Origin of the sequence: Pseudomonas flexibilis (assembly GCF_000802425.1) — a bacterium.
Classification (GTDB): domain Bacteria; phylum Pseudomonadota; class Gammaproteobacteria; order Pseudomonadales; family Pseudomonadaceae; genus Serpens; species Serpens flexibilis.
The window spans coordinates 39,072-57,711 of the sequence record NZ_JRUD01000001.1 but is presented as its reverse complement, the minus strand read 5'-3'; the positions used below and the strand labels follow the sequence as shown (position 1 = coordinate 57,711).

Genomic DNA, 18,640 nt, shown 5'->3' with positions numbered 1-18,640 from the left:
AAGGACCCTGCATGAAAGCGGAAACCCTGGCCATCCACGCCGGCTACAGCCCAGACCCGACCACCAAGGCCGTGGCGGTGCCCATCTACCAGACCACCTCCTACGCCTTCGACGACACCCAGCACGGCGCCGACCTGTTCGACCTGAAGGTGGCCGGCAACATCTACACCCGCATCATGAACCCCACCACCGACGTGCTGGAAAAGCGCGTGGCGGCGCTGGAAGGCGGCGTGGCGGCGTTGGCGGTGGCCTCGGGCATGGCGGCGATCACCTACGCGATCCAGACCATCGCCGGCGTGGGCGACAACATCGTCTCGGTGGCCAAGCTGTACGGCGGCACCTACAACCTGTTCGCCCACACCCTGCCGCGCCAGGGCATCCAGGTGCGCTTCGCGCCCCACGACGACATCGCCGCGCTGGAAGCGCTGATCGACGACAACACCAAGGCGGTGTTCTGCGAGTCCATCGGCAACCCGGCCGGCAACATCATCGACCTGCAGGCGCTGGCCGATGCCGCGCACCGCCATGGCGTGCCGCTGATCGTCGACAACACCGTGGCCACGCCGATCCTGTGCCGGCCGTTCGAACATGGCGCCGACATCGTGGTGCACTCGCTGACCAAGTACATCGGCGGCCATGGCACCAGCATCGGCGGCATCGTGGTGGACTCCGGCAAATTCCCCTGGGCCGAGAACAAGGCGCGCTTCCCGCTGCTCAACACTCCGGACGTGTCCTACCACGGCGTGACCTATACCGAGGCCTTCGGCCCGGCCGCGTTCATCGGCCGCTGCCGCGTGGTGCCGCTGCGCAACATGGGCGCCGCGCTGTCGCCGTTCAACGCCTTCCTGATCCTGCAGGGCCTGGAAACCCTGGCGCTGCGCATGGAGCGCCACTGCGAGAACGCCCAGAAGGTCGCCGAGTTCCTCAAGGGCCACCCGCAGGTCAGCTGGGTGCAGTTCGCCGGCCTGGCGGAGCACCCGGAGCACGCGCTGGCGCAGCGCTACATGGGCGGCAAGCCGGCGTCGATCATGTCCTTCGGCATCAAGGGTGGCGAATCCGCCGCAGCGAAGTTCATCGACGCCCTCAAGCTGGTGGTGCGCCTGGTGAACATCGGCGACGCCAAGTCGCTGGCCTGCCATCCGGCCTCCACCACCCACCGTCAGTTGAACGACGAGGAACTGGCCCGCGCCGGCGTCTCCCGCGACCTGGTGCGCCTGTCGATCGGCATCGAGCATATCGATGACATCCTCGAAGACCTGACCCAGGCGCTGGAAGCGGCGAAAGGCTAAGACTGGCTGCCTGCACTCGTAGGGTGGTCAACGCGTTTCTTGTCCACCATCGCGCCGGCACGGCGCGCCTCGCCGGCCGCGCCTTGGCGCGTTGGTGGATCGGTAAAGCGCGATCCACCCTACGTCCATAACACCCCGCGCAGGCCCGCCCCGTTGATTTCTCCCCTTCCCGGCTCCACCTAAAGGGCATTGCCCATTTCCGGAGCCTTCTGCATGTCCGACACCCTGCTGGTGCCCTGCGCGTCCTGCGCCGGGCTGAACCGTATTCCCGCCGATCGCCTGCACGACGCGCCGCGCTGCGGGCGCTGCAAGTCCGCCGTGCTGCCGGCGGCGCCGTTCGACATCGACCAGGCCTCGTTCGCCAGCCAGCTCAAGGGCGACCTGCCGCTGCTGGTGGATGTCTGGGCCAGTTGGTGCGGGCCGTGCCGCAGCTTCGCGCCGACCTTCGCCCAGGCCGCCCGCGAGCTGCAGGGCAGATGCCGGCTGGCCAAGCTGGACAGCGAGGCCAACCCGCAGCTGGCCGGGCAACTGGGCATCCGCTCGATTCCCAGCCTGCTGCTGTTCAAGGACGGTCGCGAGGTGGCCCGCCAGAGCGGCGCCATGCCGCTACCGCAGCTGCTCGCCTGGCTGCGCCAGCAGGGGATCTGATCACAGGCCGGCGCGCCTGACATGGGTCTGTCGCCTCAGTGGCGATATGCTATGCGCCGAACGGGGCCGTGAGCGGCCCCTCGGCCTTGTTCACGGATGGAAACCATGTCCTCGTCGTCCCAGTTCAGCCTCCTGCGCAGCCGGCGTTTCCTGCCGTTCTTCCTCACCCAGGCGCTCGGCGCCTTCAACGACAACCTGTTCAAGCAGGCGATCATCCTCGCCATCCTGTTCAAGCTGACCCTGTCCGGCAGCGCCGACACCCTGGTCAACCTCTGCGCGCTGCTGTTCGTGCTGCCGTTCTTCCTGTTCTCGGCGTTCGGCGGCCAACTGGGCGAGAAGTACGCCAAGGACTGGCTGATCCGCCGCCTCAAGCTGCTCGAGCTGGCGCTGATGCTGCTCGGCGCACTGGCCTTCTGGCTGGGCAGCGTGCCGCTGATGCTGCTGGCGCTGTTCGCCATGGGCACCCAGTCGGCACTGTTCGGCCCGGTGAAGTACTCGATCCTGCCGCAGCACCTGGACGACACCGAACTGGTCGGCGGCAACGCGCTGGTGGAGTCCGGCACCTTCCTGGCGATCCTGCTCGGCACCCTGGGCGCCGGCCTGCTGCTCGCGCGCGCGGACTACAGCCTGTGGATCGGCGCCAGCCTGGTGACAGTGGCGCTGCTCGGCTACCTGGCCAGCCGCGGCATCCCCGCCGCCCCGGCGGCGCTGCCGGGCCTGAGGTTCGACTGGAACATTCCCCGGCAGACCTGGCGCACCCTGCGCATGGGCCTGACCCGCCGCCCCGCAGTGTCGCGCTCGCTGCTCGGCAATTCCTGGTTCTGGCTGCTCGGCGCGGTGTACCTGACGCAGATCCCCGCGCTGGCCCGCGACTGGCTGCACGGCGACGAAAGCGTGGCGACGCTGATCCTGCTGGTGTTCTCGGTGGGCATCGCGCTCGGCTCGATGCTCTGCGAGCGGCTCAGCGGCCACAAGGTGGAGATTGGCCTGGTGCCCTTCGGCTCGCTGGGCCTGAGCCTGTTCGGCCTGATGCTGGCCTGGCACGTCGCCAGCTTCCCGGGCGGCGCGCCCCACGACTGGCTGACGCTGCTGGCCAGCGCGCCGGGGCGCGCCATCCTCCTCGACATCCTCGGCCTGGGCGTCTTCGGCGGCTTTTACATCGTGCCGCTGTACGCACTGATCCAGTCGCGCAGCAAGCCGGACGAGCGCGCCCGGGTGATCGCCGCCAACAACATCCTCAACGCGCTGTTCATGGTGCTGGCGGCGCTGCTCGCCATCGCCGTGCTGGACTGGGCCGGGCTGGGCATTCCCGAGCTGTTCCTGATCGTCTCGCTGCTCAACCTGGCGGTGAACGGCTACATCTTCACCATCGTTCCCGAGTTCAGCATGCGCTTCATCATCTGGCTGCTCGGCCACACCCTGTACCGGGTCGAGCACCGCAACCTGGAGGCGATCCCCGACGAGGGCGCCGCGCTGCTGGTGTGCAACCACGTGTCGTTCGTCGACGCGCTGCTGCTCGGCGGCGCCATCCGTCGCCCGGTGCGCTTCGTCATGTACTACCGCATCTACAACCTGCCGGTGCTCAACTTCGTGTTCCGCACCGCCGGCGCGGTGCCCATCGCCGCCCAGCACGAGGATCGCGCGATCTACGAGCAGGCCTTCGCGCGCATCAAGGCCTACCTGGAGGCCGGCGAAGTTGTGTGCATCTTCCCGGAGGGCAAGCTGACCACCACTGGCGAGCTGAACGAGTTCAAGGGCGGCGTCGAGCTGATCCTGCGCGACACGCCGGTGCCGGTGATCCCGCTGGCGCTGCGCGGGCTGTGGGGCAGCTTCTTCAGCCGCGACCCGGCGCGCCGGCCGTTCCGCCGCATCTGGTCGCGGGTCACCCTGGTGGCCGGCGAACCGCTGGCGCCGGACACCGACCGGCTGACCCTGCAGCAGCGGGTCGCCGAACTGCGCGGTGCGGCGCTATGACCTGACCCAGGGCAGCCCGGCGGGGCTGCCCTCTGCTAGGCTGTCGGCTCGAAACGGCAGCCTCAACTCAGGTGTTCACCATGCACATTCTCATCGCCCACGACCTGACCCCGGAGGCCGACCTGGCCCTGCAGCGCGCCGCCCAGCTGGCCCGCCAGCTGGAGGGTCGCCTGACCCTGCTGCATGTGCAGGAGCGGGAAACCGATCCGCAGCCGCTGCGTGAGCGCCTGCAGGCCCTGGGGCTGCCGGGCGCCGAGCTGCGTATCGCCAAGGGTCAACCGTCGGCCACCATCGCCAGCCAGGCGGAGGGCGTCGGCGCCGATCTGCTGGTGCTGGGCGCCCATCACAAGTCCAGCCCCGAGCTGTTCGCCGGCACCACTCTGGAACGCCTGGCGCGCAGCAGCCGCATTCCGCTGCTGTTGGCCATCAACCGGGATGTGTCGCCCTATCAGCGGGCGCTGGTGGCGCTGGACTTCTCGCAGTGCGCCTGCGCCGCCCTGCATCAGGCGCATCGCCTGCTGCCCAGCGAGGCCGAGCTGTACGCGCTGAACGTGTTCGAGGTGGCGCCGAGCAAGGCAGCCGAACAGCAGGAGGATCTCGACCTGCAGTGCAGCCTGTTCAGCCGTCTGGTGGCGGACGAACAGGCGCGCCTGGCACCGCCCGGTCGGGTACTCGAATACGGTGTGCGCAGCGGCGAACGCGGCGCCTGCCTGGCCGCGGCCATCGCCGAACGACGGCCGCAGCTGCTGGCGCTGGGCAAGCACACCCGCAGCCTGATGGGCGACGCGCTGCTCGGCGGCATGGCCCAGGACCTGCTGCGCCAGCCGCCCTGCGACATCCTGATCAGCCGAGGCTAGAGTCGGAAAAGCGCCGCAACTTCGGTCGGGTTCCTTTCGGCGGACGGAAAAGCGCCGACCGCCTACGGCGCGTTTCAGCTATCTGCGTTCAGATGCCGGTGCAGCTCGACGAACTGCTGGCTGAGCTTGTGCTTCGGGTCCAGGTGGATCAGCGGCATGCACGCCTGGTGCGACTCGCGCATCTTCACCGAGCTGTTCAGGTACACCGGCAGCACCGGCATGCCCTCGGCGATCAGCTCGTCGAGCATCTGCTGCGGCAGGCTGGCGCGCGGCTGGAACTGGTTGACCACGATGCCCTCCACCTGCAGCTTCTCGTTGTGGTCCTCGCGCAGTTCGTCGATTTCCTCCAAGAGGCCGTACAGCGCCTGGCGCGAGAAGCTGTCGCAGTCGAACGGAATCAGCACGCGGTCGGCGGCGATCAGCGCCGAGACGGTGTAGAAGTTCAGCGCCGGCGGGGTGTCCAGGTAGATGTGGTCGTAGTCCGCCGACAGCTCGCTGAGCAGTTTGCGCAGCTTGTTGATCTTGTGCTTCTGCTCCAGCTTGGGCTGCAGCTCGGCCAGTTCGGGGGTGGCGGTGACCAGGTGAAGGTTGTCGAACGGCGTCTCGTAGATGTCCACGCGGCCCTTCCTGGTCAGCCCGGAGGACAGTACCTGCTTGAAGAAATCGGCGATGCCGACCGGTAGCTCGTTGCCGCTCAGCCCGGTCAGGTAGTGGCTGGAATTGCCTTGGGCATCCAGGTCGATCAGCAGGGTGCGATAGCCCTCGGCGGCGCTTACGGCGGCGAGGTTGCAGGCGATGCTCGACTTGCCGACGCCGCCCTTCTGGTTGAACACGACTCGCCGCATGCTGGTCTCCCCGATTCTGACAATGACCCTGGAGTCTATGTCATGACCTGCACCCGCGCGACCCCTACGGAAGGCTCAAGATCGGGCATTTCGCCAGGCGGGCCGAAATGAAAGAACGCCACATAAAGTGGCGTTCTTTTCAGGCGAAACCGCCAGCGACTCAGCGGTGGTACTGCGCCGACAGCTCGTGCACCGCCTCGATAAAGGCGCCGGCGTGGGCCGGATCGACCTCCGGGGTGATGCCATGGCCCAGGTTGAACACATGACCGGTGCCTTGGCCGTAGGCGGCCAGGATGCGACCCACCTCGGCGCGGATGGCGTCCGGCTTGGCGTACAGCACGCTGGGGTCCATGTTGCCCTGCAGCGCCACCTTGTCACCCACGCGAGCGCGGGCGTTGCCGATGTCGCAGGTCCAGTCCAGGCCCAGCGCCTCGGCGCCGGCCTCGGCCATGGATTCCAGCCACAGGCCGCCGCCCTTGGTGAACAGGATCACCGGGATCTGCCGACCGTCGTGCTCCCGGATCAAGCCGTCGACGATCTTCTTCATGTAGGCCAGGGAGAATTCCTGGTAGGCCGCCGCCGACAGGCTGCCGCCCCAGGAATCGAAGATCTGCACGGCCTGGGCGCCGGCCTTGATCTGGCCATTCAGGTAGCTGGTGACCGACTGGGCCAGCTTGTCCAGCAGGGCGTGCATGGCCTGCGGGTTTTCGTAAAGCATGGCCTTGGACTTGCGGAAGTCCTTGGAGGAGCCGCCTTCGACCATGTAGGTGGCCAGGGTCCAGGGGCTGCCGGAGAAGCCAATCAGCGGCACGCGGCCGTTCAGCTCACGGCGGATGGTGCGCACGGCATCCATCACGTAGCCCAGGTCCTTTTCCGGATCGGGGATCGGCAGCGCTTCGATGTCGGCCAGGCTGCGCACCACCTTCTTGAAGCGCGGGCCCTCGCCGGTTTCGAAGTACAGGCCCAGGCCCATGGCGTCCGGCACGGTGAGGATGTCGGAGAACAGGATCGCGGCATCCAGCGGGTAACGCTCCAGCGGCTGGAGGGTGACCTCGCAGGCCAGCTCCGGATTCATGCACAGGCTCATGAAGTCGCCGGCCTTGGCTCGGGTCGCCCGGTATTCCGGCAGGTAGCGGCCGGCCTGGCGCATCATCCACACCGGGGTCACGTCGACGGGTTGCTTGAGCAGGGCACGCAGGAAGCGATCGTTCTTCAGGGCAGTCATGTCCAGGTTCCAGCCAGAAAAGAGACCGGGCATTGTCGCAAAGCGCGCGACAAAAGGCACGGCGCGGGCCGGGCCTTTCATCTTTGGTTTGATCGGCGTCAGGCGGAGCAACCGGAGAAGGCTGGCCGACCGCAGGGCGTCACACGCCCAGGTAGTCGAGGATGCCCTCGGCGGCCTGACGGCCTTCGTGAATGGCGGTGACCACCAGATCCGAGCCGCGCACCATGTCGCCGCCGGCGAATACCTTGGGGTTGCCGGTCTGGAACTTGAAGCGGCCCTGTTCCGGCGCGACCACCCGGCCCTGCTCGTCGGTGCCGATCTCGAAGTCCTGGAACCAGGCCGCCGGGCTGGGACGGAAGCCGAAAGCGATCACCACGGCGTCGGCCGGCAGGATCTGTTCGGAGCCCGGGATCGGCTCGGGGCTGCGGCGGCCACGGGCATCCGGCTCGCCCAGGCGGGTTTCCACCACCTTGACGCCTTCCACCCGATCTTCGCCGACGATGGCCACCGGCTGGCGGTTGAACAGGAACTTCACGCCCTCGTCCTTGGCGTTCTTCACCTCGCGGCGCGAGCCCGGCATGTTCTTGGCGTCGCGGCGGTAAGCGCAGGTGACGCTCTTGGCGCCCTGGCGGATCGAGGTGCGGTTGCAGTCCATGGCGGTGTCGCCACCGCCGAGCACCACCACCTTCTTGCCCTTCATGTCGACGAAGTCGGCCGGCGATTTCTCGAAGCCCAGGTTGCGGTTGACGTTGGCCACCAGGAAATCCAGCGCGGCATGCACGCCCGGCAGATCCTCGCCGGGGATGCCGCCCTTCATGTAGGTGTAGGTGCCCATGCCCATGAACACCGCATCGAACTCGTCCAGCAGCTGCTGCATGCCGATGTCCTTGCCGATCTCGGTATTCAGGCGGAACTCGATGCCCATGCCGGTGAACACCTCGCGACGGCGCGCCAGTACCTGCTTCTCCAGCTTGAATTCGGGGATGCCAAAGGTCAGCAGGCCGCCAATCTCCGGGTTGCGGTCGAACACCACCGGCGTCACGCCGTTGCGCACCAGCACGTCGGCGCAGCCCAGGCCCGCCGGGCCGGCGCCGATCACCGCGACGCGCTTGCCGGTCGGCACCACATTGGACAGATCCGGGCGCCAGCCCATGGCGAAGGCGGTATCGGTGATGTACTTCTCCACCGAGCCGATGGTCACCGCGCCGAAGCCGGTGTCATTGAGGGTACAGGCGCCCTCGCACAGGCGGTCCTGCGGACAGACGCGGCCGCAGACTTCCGGCAGGGTGTTGGTCTGGTGGGAGAGCTCGGCAGCGGCCAGGATGTTGCCTTCCGAGACCAGCTTCAGCCAGTTCGGGATGTAGTTGTGCACCGGGCACTTCCACTCGCAATACGGGTTGCCGCACTCCAGGCAGCGGTGCGCCTGCTCGCTGGCCTCGTCGGGCTTGAAGGGCTCGTAGATCTCCACGAAGTTCTTCTTGCGCACGCGCAGCAGCTTCTTCTTCGGGTCCTGGCGATCAACGTCGACGAACTGGAAGTCGTTATGCAGACGTTCAGTCATGACTAAAAACCTCTTGGCAGCGGCGGACATCTTGGGTGCCCGCTCGCGGAATCTGGGTCGGGGCAGAAGGCTCTGCCCCGGGTCACGGGTTATTGCGGGTTGGCGCGGGTGCTGGCCAGCAGGCCCTTCAGGCTGGCGGCCTTGGGCTTGACCAGCCAGAAGCGACGCAGGTAGTCGTCGAGGTTCTCGGCCAGCTCGGTGCCCCACGGGCTGCCGGTCTCGGCGACGTACTCGGCAAGCACCTTCTGCAGGTGGCTGCGATAGCCTTCCATCGCCTCGCCGGTGATGCGCTGGATTTCCACCAGCTCGTGGTTCACCCGGTCGAAGAAGCTGTTGTCCTCGTCCAGCACGTAGGCGAAGCCGCCGGTCATGCCCGAGCCGAAGTTGTAGCCGGTACGCCCCAGTACGCAGACGAAGCCGCCGGTCATGTATTCGCAGCAGTGATCGCCGGTGCCTTCCACCACCGCATGGGCGCCGGAGTTGCGCACCGCTAAGCGCTCGCCCGCGGTGCCGGCGGCGAACAGCTTGCCGCCGGTGGCGCCATACAGGCAGGTGTTACCAACGATGGCCGACACGCGGGTATCCAGTTGGCTGCCGGCCGGCGGGGTGATGACGATCTTGCCGCCGGTCATGCCCTTGCCGACATAGTCATTGGCGTCGCCCTGCAGGTACAGGTTCAGGCCGCCGGCGTTCCACACGCCGAAGCTCTGACCGGCGGTACCCTTGAAGCGGAAGGTGATCGGCGCATCGACCATGCCCTGGTTGCCGTGGCGACGGGCGATCTCGCCGGAGACCCGCGCGCCGATGGAGCGGTCGCAGTTGCAGATGGTCAGCGCGTACTCGCCGCCCAGCTTGTCGGCGATGGCCATGCCGGCCAGCTCGACCATCTTCTCGGCCAGCAGGCCGGGGTCGAAGGACGGGTTGCTTGCCACCTGGCAGAACTGCGGCTTGTCGGCCGGAATCAGGTCGCTGCCCAGGAGCGGCGTGAGGTCCAGATGACCCTGCTTCTCGGTTTCACCGGGGAGAATTTCCAGCAGGTCGGTGCGCCCGATCAGTTCTTCCAGGCTGCGCACGCCAAGACGCGCCAGCCACTCGCGGGTTTCGCTGGCAATGAAGGTGAAGAAGTTCACCACCATGTCCACGGTGCCGATGAAGTGGTCTTTGCGCAGCTGGTCATTCTGGGTAGCCACGCCGGTGGCGCAGTTGTTCAGGTGGCAGATGCGCAGGTACTTGCAGCCCAGGGCGATCATCGGCGCGGTGCCGAAGCCGAAGCTCTCGGCGCCGAGGATGGCGGCCTTGATCACGTCCAGGCCGGTCTTCAGGCCGCCGTCGGTCTGCACGCGTACCTTGCCGCGCAGGTCGTTGCCGCGCAGGGTCTGGTGCGCTTCGGAAAGGCCCAGCTCCCACGGCGAGCCGGCGTACTTGATGGAGGTCAGCGGCGAGGCGCCGGTGCCACCGTCGTAGCCGGAGATGGTGATCAGGTCGGCGTAGGCCTTGGCCACGCCAGCGGCGATGGTGCCCACACCCGGCTCGGCCACCAGCTTCACGGAGACCAGCGCCTTGGGGTTGACCTGCTTGAGGTCAAAGATCAGCTGCGCCAGGTCCTCGATGGAATAGATGTCATGGTGCGGCGGCGGGGAGATCAGCGTCACGCCGGGCACCGCATAGCGCAGGCGCGCGATCAGGCCGTTGACCTTGCCGCCGGGCAACTGACCACCCTCGCCCGGCTTGGCGCCCTGGGCCACCTTGATCTGCAGCACTTCGGCATTGACCAGGTACTCCGGGGTGACGCCGAAGCGGCCGGTGGCCACCTGCTTGATCTTCGAGCTCTTCAGGGTGCCGTAACGCGCCGGGTCCTCACCGCCCTCGCCGGAGTTGGAGCGCCCGCCGATGCGGTTCATGGCTTCAGCGATGGCTTCGTGGGCCTCCGGCGACAGCGCGCCCAGCGAGATGCCGGCGGCGTCGAAGCGCTTGAAGATCGATTCCAGGGGCTCGACCTCGTCGAGGCTCAGCGGCTGGGCGGCCTCCTTGACCTTGAGCAGGTCGCGCAGCATGGACACCGGACGGCTGTCCACCAGCGCGGTGTATTCCTTGAAGGTTGCGTAGTTACCGGTCTGCACCGCAGCCTGCAGGGTGTTCACCACATCCGGGTTGAAGGCGTGGTACTCGCCGCCGTGCACGAACTTCAGCAGGCCGCCCTGCTGGATGCCCTTGCGCGGGGTCCAGGCTTCGGCGGCGAGCAGCTTCTGTTCGTTTTCCAGGTCGACGAAGCGCGCCCCCTTGATGCGACTGGCCACGCCACGGAAGCTCAGCTCGACCACCTCGTCGGCGAGGCCGACCGCTTCGAACAGCTGGGCGCCCCGGTAGGAGGCCACGGTGGAGATGCCCATCTTCGAGAGGATCTTCAGCAGGCCCTTGGAGATGCCCTTGCGGTAGTACTTGAAGACTTCGTAGACGTCGCCCAGCACTTCGCCGGTGCGGATCAGGTCGGCCAGCACTTCATAGGCCAGGTACGGGTACACGGCGGTGGCGCCGAAGCCCAGCAGCACACCGAAGTGGTGCGGGTCACGGGCGGTGCCGGTTTCCACCAGGATGTTGCAGTCGCAGCGCAGGCCCTTCTCCACCAGGCGGTGGTGCACGGCGCCCACGGCCAGCGCGGCGTGCGCCGGCAGCTTGCCCGGGGCGATGTGGCGGTCGCTGAGGATCAGCAGCACCTTGCCGGCCTTGACCGCCGCTTCGGCCTGATCGGCGAAGCTGCGCACGGCGGCTTCCAGACCCACCGACTCGTCGTAGTTCAGCTCGATGACATGCCGTTCGAAGCCGGGACGGTCCAGCTCCATGATGGTCCGCCACTTGGCCGGGGAGATCACCGGGTTGCTGAGGATCGCGCGGTTGGCGTGTTCGGGGGTTTCCTCGAACACGTTGCGCTCGGCACCCAGGCAGGTTTCCAGCGACATGACGATGGCTTCGCGCAGCGGGTCGATCGGCGGGTTGGTGACCTGCGCGAACTGCTGGCGGAAGTAGTCGTACGGCGAGCGCACGCGGCGCGACAGCACGGCCATCGGCGTGTCGTCGCCCATCGAGCCCACGGCCTCCTGGCCCTGCTCGGCCAGCGGACGCAGCACCTGGTCACGCTCCTCGAAGGTGACCTGGAACATCTTCATGTAGCTCTTGAGCTGCTCGCTGCTGTACTGCGGGCCGCCGTGGTCGTTGTCGTCCAGGGTCGACTGGATGCGCAGGGCGTTCTGGCGCAGCCACTTCTTGTAGGGGTGGCGCGACTTCAGGCGGCTGTCGATGTCGTCGGTGTGCAGTACGTCGCCAGTGTGGGTATCCACGGCGAGGATCTGCCCCGGACCGACGCGCCCCTTGGCCAGCACGTCTTCGGGCTGGTAGTCCCAGACGCCGACTTCCGAGGCCAGGGTGATGTAGCCGTTCTTGGTGGTGACCCAGCGGGCCGGACGCAGGCCGTTGCGGTCGAGCAGGCAGACGGCGTGGCGACCGTCGGTGAGCACGATGCCGGCCGGGCCGTCCCACGGCTCCATGTGCATGGAGTTGTATTCGTAGAAGGCGCGGCGGTCGGCATCCATGGTGTCGACGTTTTGCCAGGCCGGCGGCATCAGCATGCGCAGGCCGCGGAACAGGTCCATGCCACCGGTCACCAGCAGCTCCAGCATGTTGTCCATGCTCGAGGAGTCGGAACCGACGCGGTTGACCAGCGGGCCCAGCTCCTGCAGGTCGGGGATCAGGTCGTTGGCGAACTTCAGGCGACGTGCCTGCGCCCAGTTGCGGTTGCCGGGAATGGTGTTGATCTCGCCGTTGTGGGCGAGGAAGCGGAACGGCTGGGCCAGCGGCCACTTCGGCAGGGTGTTGGTCGAGAAGCGCTGGTGGAACACCGCAATGGCGGTCTGCAGACGCTCGTCGTTGAGATCCGGGAAGAATGCCTGCAGGTCCTTCGGCATCATCAGGCCCTTGTAGATCAGGGTCTGCGCCGAAAAGCTGCACACGTAGTGGTCGGTATCGGCGGCGTTGGCCACCGAGGAGCGGCGCCGGGCGCGGAACAGCTGCACGGCGAACGCCGTGTCGGACAAGCCTGCGCCGCCTACGAACACCTGCTCGATCTGCGGCAGGCGTGCCAGCGCCAGTTCACCGAGCACGGAGGTATCCACCGGCACCTTGCGCCAGCCGATCAGCTGCAGGCCGGCGGCCTGGATCTCGCGGTTCATGTTGGCGCGCGCCGCTTCGGCCTTCACCGGGTCGGCGTTGAGGAACACCATGCCCACCGCGTACTGGGCCGGCAGCTCGACATTGAATTCCTCACGGGCCACCGCGCGCAGGAAGAGGTCGGGCTTCTGGATGAGCAGGCCACAACCGTCGCCGGTCTTGCCGTCGGCATTGATGCCGCCGCGGTGGGTCATGCAGGTCAGCGCCTGAATGGCAGTCTTGAGCAGGTGATGACTGGCCTCGCCCTGCATGTGGGCAATCAGGCCGAAGCCGCAGTTGTCCTTGAACGCTTCGGGTTGGTACAGACCTGCTTTCATAGGGGAATCTCGCCTGGCGGCCCTCACCGGGAAGGCACATTGCTTTCAAAATCAATCACTTGGCGCAGTGTTTCGGCCCCACTTGACAGGGACCGCAACGACTGAAACGGACGCCATCTTACACAGCGCCCCTGAGCCTCACAACGCAAAAATGACCGAAAACCGAAAGTTAATGTCGCAAAAGCGAACGATGCAGGGAGAGCAGGTTGACACTGGGGATGCCTGAACGCCAGGCGCGGCGCGGCCTCCAGCTCGCTCCAGAGTCAGAAAGGCGAAATTTAATATCAGAAAAGCGACAGAGAGGGGAGTCCGCATGTCGCCCCTGCGACATGCGGGACAGGCCGGTCAGGGCCGGCCGATTTCCTGCTGGATGCCGGCGAAGCTGCGCGCCCAAGGCTTGCCCGCGCGCACCTTGGCGGGCAGGCCGTCGATGGCTGCCTTGGCGGCCGCCTGATCGGCAAAGCTGCCGGTGGTTACCACGAACAGCGCCTTGCCCTGCTGGACCTTGCGGTAATAGCGATACTCGCTGCCCAGCTCGCGGACGAAGTCGCGAGCTGCCTGTTCGGAGCTGACCGCCAGCACCTGCAGCGCATAGTGCTGCGCCGACTGGGCCAGGTACCAGTCAACGGAGGGCGCCTGGGGCGTTGGCAGCGGCAGGCTGGCGATCTGCGTGGCGGCCGGCCGGGGAGGCTGGGCGGCCGGGGCGTTGCTCTCCGGTTCGGGCAGCGGCAGGGACACCCTGGCCGGCGCCGGCTCGCTCGCGGCGGGTGCCGGGGCAGCAGGCGCCGCCACCGGCTGGGCGCTCGCGAGTGGCTGCGGCGTGGGCGGCTCGGGCGGTAACGGCAGGGCCGTGACTGCGGGGGCGGCTTGCGGGGCAACCGCCGGAGCAGCCGGGGCAGGTGGCTGGGCCGGGCGATTCGGCGCACTCGGCAACGGCAGCGGCTGTGGCGTATTGGCGAATTCCACGCGCGGCACCGCCGGCTCGGCCGCCCGCGTCACCGCATGGCGCTCGACCGGTGCGGCGGCAGGCGACACCTGCGCATCAGTGGCAGGTTCGTCACCACTGCCCAGCCACAGCCAACCGGCCGCCACGGCCAGCAGAATACCGAGCAGACCGAGCTGATGCTTGCGCGGCAGGTTGAACTGGAAGCCCGCCGGGCGCAGCAGACCGCGCTCCTCCAGCATGGCCTCGACCATCAGGTCACGAGCAGCCTCGTTGATCGGCCCCGGCCAGCCGCCGGAGCGCTGGTGAATCTCCCGCACCTGCTCGTCGCTGAGCAGGCCGATGCCCTGACCGGCGCCGTCCAGGCGCAACGCCAGGTAATCCCGGGTTTCCTCCTCGCTGTAGGGCTGCAGCTCGATGACATGGAAACGCTCCTCCTGATCGTCACCGCTCAGCGCCGTCAGGCGTTCGACGGTCTGTGCCTCGCCGAACAGGAACACGTGGGCACGCCCTTCCTCAGGCCCCTGTGCCAGCACCAGCAGCTCGGCCAGGGCTTCACTGCTCAGCAGTTCGGCATCGTCCACCAGCAGGAACACCGCCTGGCCGGTGAGCGCCAGTTGCTCGACATGTCGCTGGATAGTCGTCGAGTCCGCATCCGGCAGCCCGAGCACCTGGGAAATCTGCAACAACAGCGCCTGGGCGCTGCCGCCGGAATTCGCATTGAGCACCACCGGCAGCACCGTCTGCTTGTTGCAGGTGGCGACCAGCGCCTGGCGGAGCAGGGTCTTGCCACTGCCCAGCGGCCCGGTCACCAGCAGCAGCAGCTGGCTGTAGCGCGCCAGGTGCAGCAGCTGGGCAAGCAGCGGCTTGCGTTGCGCCGGGAAGAACTTGAAGTTGGGCACCCGCGCGGCGAAGGGGTCATGGCTGAACTGGTAGTGGCTGAGGAACACGTCCTCGGCGTGAAGGCTGCTCATGAATCAGGCGTCTCCTAGCGAGTCGACAAGGCCGGCGTAATCGGTAGTCAGGGTAGCCTGCAAGGCCTCACGTGGATAATCGGCGGTGACGACCGCCTCGCCCAGCCGCTGCAGCAGCACCAGGCGCAGCTGGCCGTCGAGCACCTTCTTGTCCACCGCCATGTGTTCGAGGAAGTGTTCGGAAGTCATCTCCTGCGGCGGTACCACCGGCAGGCCCGCACGACGCAGCAGGCGGATGCCGCGGTCGCGCTCGGCTTCGGAAATCCAGCCCAGGCGACGGGACATCTCCAGCGCCATAACGGTGCCAGCACCGACGGCCTCGCCATGCAGCCACACGCCATACCCCATGTGGGTTTCGATGGCGTGGCCGAAGGTATGGCCGAGGTTCAGGGTGGCGCGAATGCCTGATTCGCGCTCGTCGGCACCCACCACCCGGGCCTTCGCCGCGCAGGAACGCTCGATCGCCTCGCTGAGGGCGGCATCGTCGAGCTGGCGCAGCGCGTCGATGTTGGTTTCCAGCCAGCCGAGAAAAGGCTCGTCGCAGATCAACCCGTACTTGATCACCTCGGCCAGGCCGGCGGAAAGCTCACGCGCCGGCAGGGTGGCCAGGCTGGCGGTGTCGATCAGCACCGCCTGCGGCTGGTAGAAGGCGCCGATCATGTTCTTGCCCAGCGGGTGGTTGATGCCCGTCTTGCCGCCCACCGAGGAATCGACCTGGGACAATAGCGTGGTGGGCACCTGGATGAAGTTCACGCCGCGCTGGTAACAGGCGGCGGCAAAGCCGGCCATGTCGCCGATTACCCCGCCGCCCAGGGCGATCACCGTGGTGCGCCGGTCGTGTCGGGCCTGCAGCAGGCCGTCGAAGATCAGCTGCAGGGTTTCCCAGTTCTTGTGGGCTTCGCCATCGGGCAGGACGATGTGGGTCTGCTTGAAATCGGCGAGTGCCGCTGACAGGCGCTGGAGATAGAGAGGCGCCACCGTCTCGTTGCTGACGATGGCCACCTGGCGGCCGACGATATGGCGGGCCAGCAGCGCGCCGTCGTCGAGCAGGCCGCGGCCAATATAGATGGGATAACTGCGCGTTCCGAGATCGACCTGAAGAGTCTGCATGGGGCCCCCGATTTGATCAGGGAGCTAGGATACCCCAGTTAGACGCCGGCATTAACGCTCGGGAAGCTCCTTGAGGCGCGCGAGGATTTCCAGCACCACCAGGCGCGGCGGTCGCTCGTCGGTCTCGATGATCAGGTCGGCGATCTCGCGGTACAGCGGATCGCGGATGGCCAGCAAGTCGCTCAGCACCTGCCCGGGGTTGGCGGTGCGCAGCAGCGGGCGGTTGCGATCGCGGGCGGTGCGCGCCAGTTGCTGCTCAACCGAGGTGTGCAGGTAGATCACCCGGCCGCCGGCGCGCAGAGCCTGGCGGTTCTCGGGGCGCATCACCGCGCCGCCGCCGGTGGCAATCACCAGCCCCTGCTCCTGGCAGAGGTCGGCCAGCACGGCCTGTTCGCGGTCGCGGAAGCCCTGCTCGCCCTCGACGTCGAAGATCCAGGGGATGTTCGCGCCGGTACGCACCTCGATCTCCTTGTCGGAGTCCTTGAAGTCCAGACGCAGTTCCTTGGCAAGCAGACGCCCGATGGTGCTTTTGCCAGCCCCCATCGGGCCCACGATGATCAGATTTTGCACAACCCTAACGACTCACAGCTAACGCCTGGCTGTGCATGATACGCGGAGTCAGGAAGACCAGCAGCTCGGATTTCTTGTCCTGCACGATGTCGCGGCGGAACAGTCGGCCGATGAAGGGCACGTCGCCCAGGAAGGGCACCTTCTCCACACCCTTTATCTGGGTATTGGAGAACACACCGCCGATGACGATGGTCTCGCCGTCGGCCACCAGCACCTTGGCGTTGACTTCGTTCTTGTTGATCGGCGGCACGCCGTTCATGGCGTTGGCGAAATCCGGGGCGTCCTTGTTGACCTTCACTTCCATGATGATGCGGTTGTCCGGGGTGATCTGCGGGGTCACCTCCAGCGACAGCGCCGCTTCCTTGAACGAGGTCGAGGTGGCGCCGCTGGAGCTGGCTTCCTGGTAGGGAATCTCCGCGCCCTTGAGGATCTTGGCAGTTTCCTTGTCGGCGGTGACCACCTTGGGCTGGGAGACGATCTCGCCGTTGCCGGTCTTCTCCATGGCCGTCAGTTCGAGGTCGAGGATCAGGTTGTCGGTCACGTAGCCAATGCCGAAGCCCGAGGTGCGACCCAGCACGCCCAGGTCGACGAAGGGGAAGTTGCCGCTGCTGTCCGCGCCGCTCTTGCCGCCCTCGTCGCCACGGTCATCGTTGCCATAGAAGACGCCACGGTCGTTGGCGAACGTCTGGCTGCCGCCCCAGCGCACGCCGAGGCTCTTGTCGTAGTCGACGTTGGCTTCGACGATACGCGCCTCGATCATCACCTGGCGCACCGGCACGTCCAGCAAGGTGACGATGCGCCGCAACTCGTCGATGCGCTCCTGGGTCAGGGTCACCAGCAGGCTGTTGGTGCGGTCGTCGAAGATCACCGAGCCGCGCATGTCGTCCTTGAGAGTGCCCTTGGCGGCTTCCGACTCGTACAGCTTGGCGATCTCGGAAGCCTTGGCATAGTTCAGCTGGATCACGTCCTTGCGCAGCGGGGCCAGCTCGGCCACCTGGCGCTGGGCTTCCAGTTCCTGGCGCTCGCGCTCGGCGATCTCGGCGGCCGGCGCCACCAGCAGCACGTTGCCCACCTGGCGCTTGTCGAGGCCCTTGGTCTTGAGGACAAGGTCCAGCGCCTGGTCCCAGGGCACGTTCTGCAGGCGCAGGGTGATGTTGCCCTGCACGGTGTCACTGGCCACCAGGTTCAGGTTGGTGAAGTCGGCGATCAGCTGCAGCACCGAGCGCACTTCGATGTCCTGGAAGTTCAGCGAGAGCTTCTGGCCGGTGTAGGCGAAACGCTCCGCCTTGCGGCGTTCCATTTCGCGATCGGTCAGCGGCTTGACGCTAAGGGTCAGGCGCCGGTCGGTCTGGAAGGCCATGTAATCGTACTGCCCGCTGGGCTCGACGCTGATCACCACCTTGTCACCCTGCACCGCGCTGCTGACGAACTGCACCGGGGTGGCGAAATCCTTGACGTCCAGACGCAGGCGCAGCGATTCGGGCAACTGGGCGCGGGCGAACTCCAGGCGGATGCGTCCGCCCTGCTCCTGGATGTCCGGCGCCATGGCCGGGTCCCCCAGGTCGATGATGACGTTGCCTTCACCCTGCTCGCCGCGCTGGAAATCGACGCCACGAATCACCCGCCCGCCGGCCGCCGCAGCCTGCGGCGTCGGCACACTGGCAACCAGCGGCACCTGCGCCGCGCCCGCGACGGCGTTCTCGCCGAGCACCACATACAGATGATTGCCGTCGGCCCGGGTGCTGTAGGGCGTCAGCCGGTCGAGGTTGACGATCAGCCGGGTGCGGTCCTTGACCTCCATGATGTTCAGGCTGCGCGCATTGCCCATGCCCAGCTCGCGGTTCTTCACGCCGATCTGGCTGGTCACGCCGGGCAGGTCGAGCGCGATGCGCGCCGGCTGATCGATGGTGTAGCCGCGCGGCGCGGACACCGGCTGGTCGAAGCCGAGCTTTAGTTCGACCCGATCGCCCGGCAAGGCTGCGACATCCAGGCTTTGCAGGGTGGCCGCCAGTGCGTGCGGGGCGAGCAGGGTCGCCAGCAGCGACAGACCGAGGCGCGGGAAAATGCTGTTCATGCGTGCGTTCCGTTGTACAGACAGGCTGTTGT

The 18,640-nt window shown here is 67.0% G+C and carries 12 protein-coding genes; 4 read left to right on the top strand and 8 right to left on the bottom strand.

The window, feature by feature from the left end:
• The first annotated feature begins 11 nt into the window (after positions 1-11).
• The 4 genes from SF06_RS00275 (at position 12) to SF06_RS00260 (ending at position 4,768) form a co-directional block, all read left to right on the top strand.
• Positions 12-1,289 (top strand): bifunctional O-acetylhomoserine aminocarboxypropyltransferase/cysteine synthase, encoded by a 1,278-nt coding sequence (locus tag SF06_RS00275; protein WP_039559198.1) that lies wholly within the window; start codon positions 12-14, stop codon positions 1,287-1,289.
• Positions 1,290-1,502: 213 nt separating this feature from the next.
• Entirely contained in the window at positions 1,503-1,937 is a 435-nt protein-coding gene (gene trxC / locus SF06_RS00270; RefSeq protein WP_039559193.1) for a thioredoxin TrxC, read from the top strand.
• 105 nt (positions 1,938-2,042) lie between these two features.
• A complete protein-coding gene (locus tag SF06_RS00265) occupies positions 2,043-3,911 on the top strand; it encodes an MFS transporter (protein WP_039559190.1) in 1,869 nt (622 codons plus the stop codon).
• An 80-nt stretch (positions 3,912-3,991) separates the two neighbouring features.
• Positions 3,992-4,768 carry a universal stress protein gene (locus SF06_RS00260; protein WP_037009776.1) on the top strand — a complete coding sequence of 259 codons (777 nt, stop codon included), beginning with the start codon at positions 3,992-3,994 and terminating at the stop codon, positions 4,766-4,768.
• Between the two features lie 74 nt (positions 4,769-4,842).
• On the opposite strand, the gene SF06_RS00255 is transcribed toward SF06_RS00260, so the two are convergent.
• From SF06_RS00255 to SF06_RS00220, 8 genes are all read right to left on the bottom strand, one after another.
• Complete coding sequence (locus tag SF06_RS00255) at positions 4,843-5,613, bottom strand: ParA family protein (RefSeq protein WP_027591654.1); 771 nt, start codon at positions 5,611-5,613, stop codon at positions 4,843-4,845.
• Between the two features lie 160 nt (positions 5,614-5,773).
• The gene (gene hemE / locus SF06_RS00250) at positions 5,774-6,838 is read right to left on the bottom strand and encodes a uroporphyrinogen decarboxylase (RefSeq protein ID WP_039559185.1); all 1,065 of its coding nucleotides are present in this window, start codon (positions 6,836-6,838) and stop codon (positions 5,774-5,776) included.
• A gap of 139 nt (positions 6,839-6,977) precedes the next feature.
• A complete protein-coding gene (locus SF06_RS00245; RefSeq protein ID WP_027591652.1) occupies positions 6,978-8,399 on the bottom strand; it encodes an FAD-dependent oxidoreductase in 1,422 nt (473 codons plus the stop codon).
• An 89-nt stretch (positions 8,400-8,488) separates the two neighbouring features.
• Positions 8,489-12,937 carry a glutamate synthase large subunit gene (gene gltB / locus SF06_RS00240; RefSeq protein ID WP_039559184.1) on the bottom strand — a complete coding sequence of 1,483 codons (4,449 nt, stop codon included), beginning with the start codon at positions 12,935-12,937 and terminating at the stop codon, positions 8,489-8,491.
• A 345-nt stretch (positions 12,938-13,282) separates the two neighbouring features.
• Entirely contained in the window at positions 13,283-14,854 is a 1,572-nt protein-coding gene (locus tag SF06_RS00235) for an AAA family ATPase (RefSeq protein ID WP_039559182.1), read from the bottom strand.
• 3 nt (positions 14,855-14,857) lie between these two features.
• Positions 14,858-15,964 (bottom strand): 3-dehydroquinate synthase, encoded by a 1,107-nt coding sequence (gene aroB / locus SF06_RS00230; protein ID WP_039559180.1) that lies wholly within the window; start codon positions 15,962-15,964, stop codon positions 14,858-14,860.
• A gap of 51 nt (positions 15,965-16,015) precedes the next feature.
• Complete coding sequence (gene aroK, locus SF06_RS00225; RefSeq protein WP_027591563.1) at positions 16,016-16,534, bottom strand: shikimate kinase AroK; 519 nt, start codon at positions 16,532-16,534, stop codon at positions 16,016-16,018.
• Positions 16,535-16,538: 4 nt separating this feature from the next.
• On the bottom strand, positions 16,539-18,608 hold the full coding sequence (locus tag SF06_RS00220) for a type IV pilus secretin PilQ (RefSeq protein WP_027591562.1): 2,070 nt from the start codon (positions 18,606-18,608) through the stop codon (positions 16,539-16,541).
• Between the last annotated feature and the right edge of the window lie 32 nt (positions 18,609-18,640).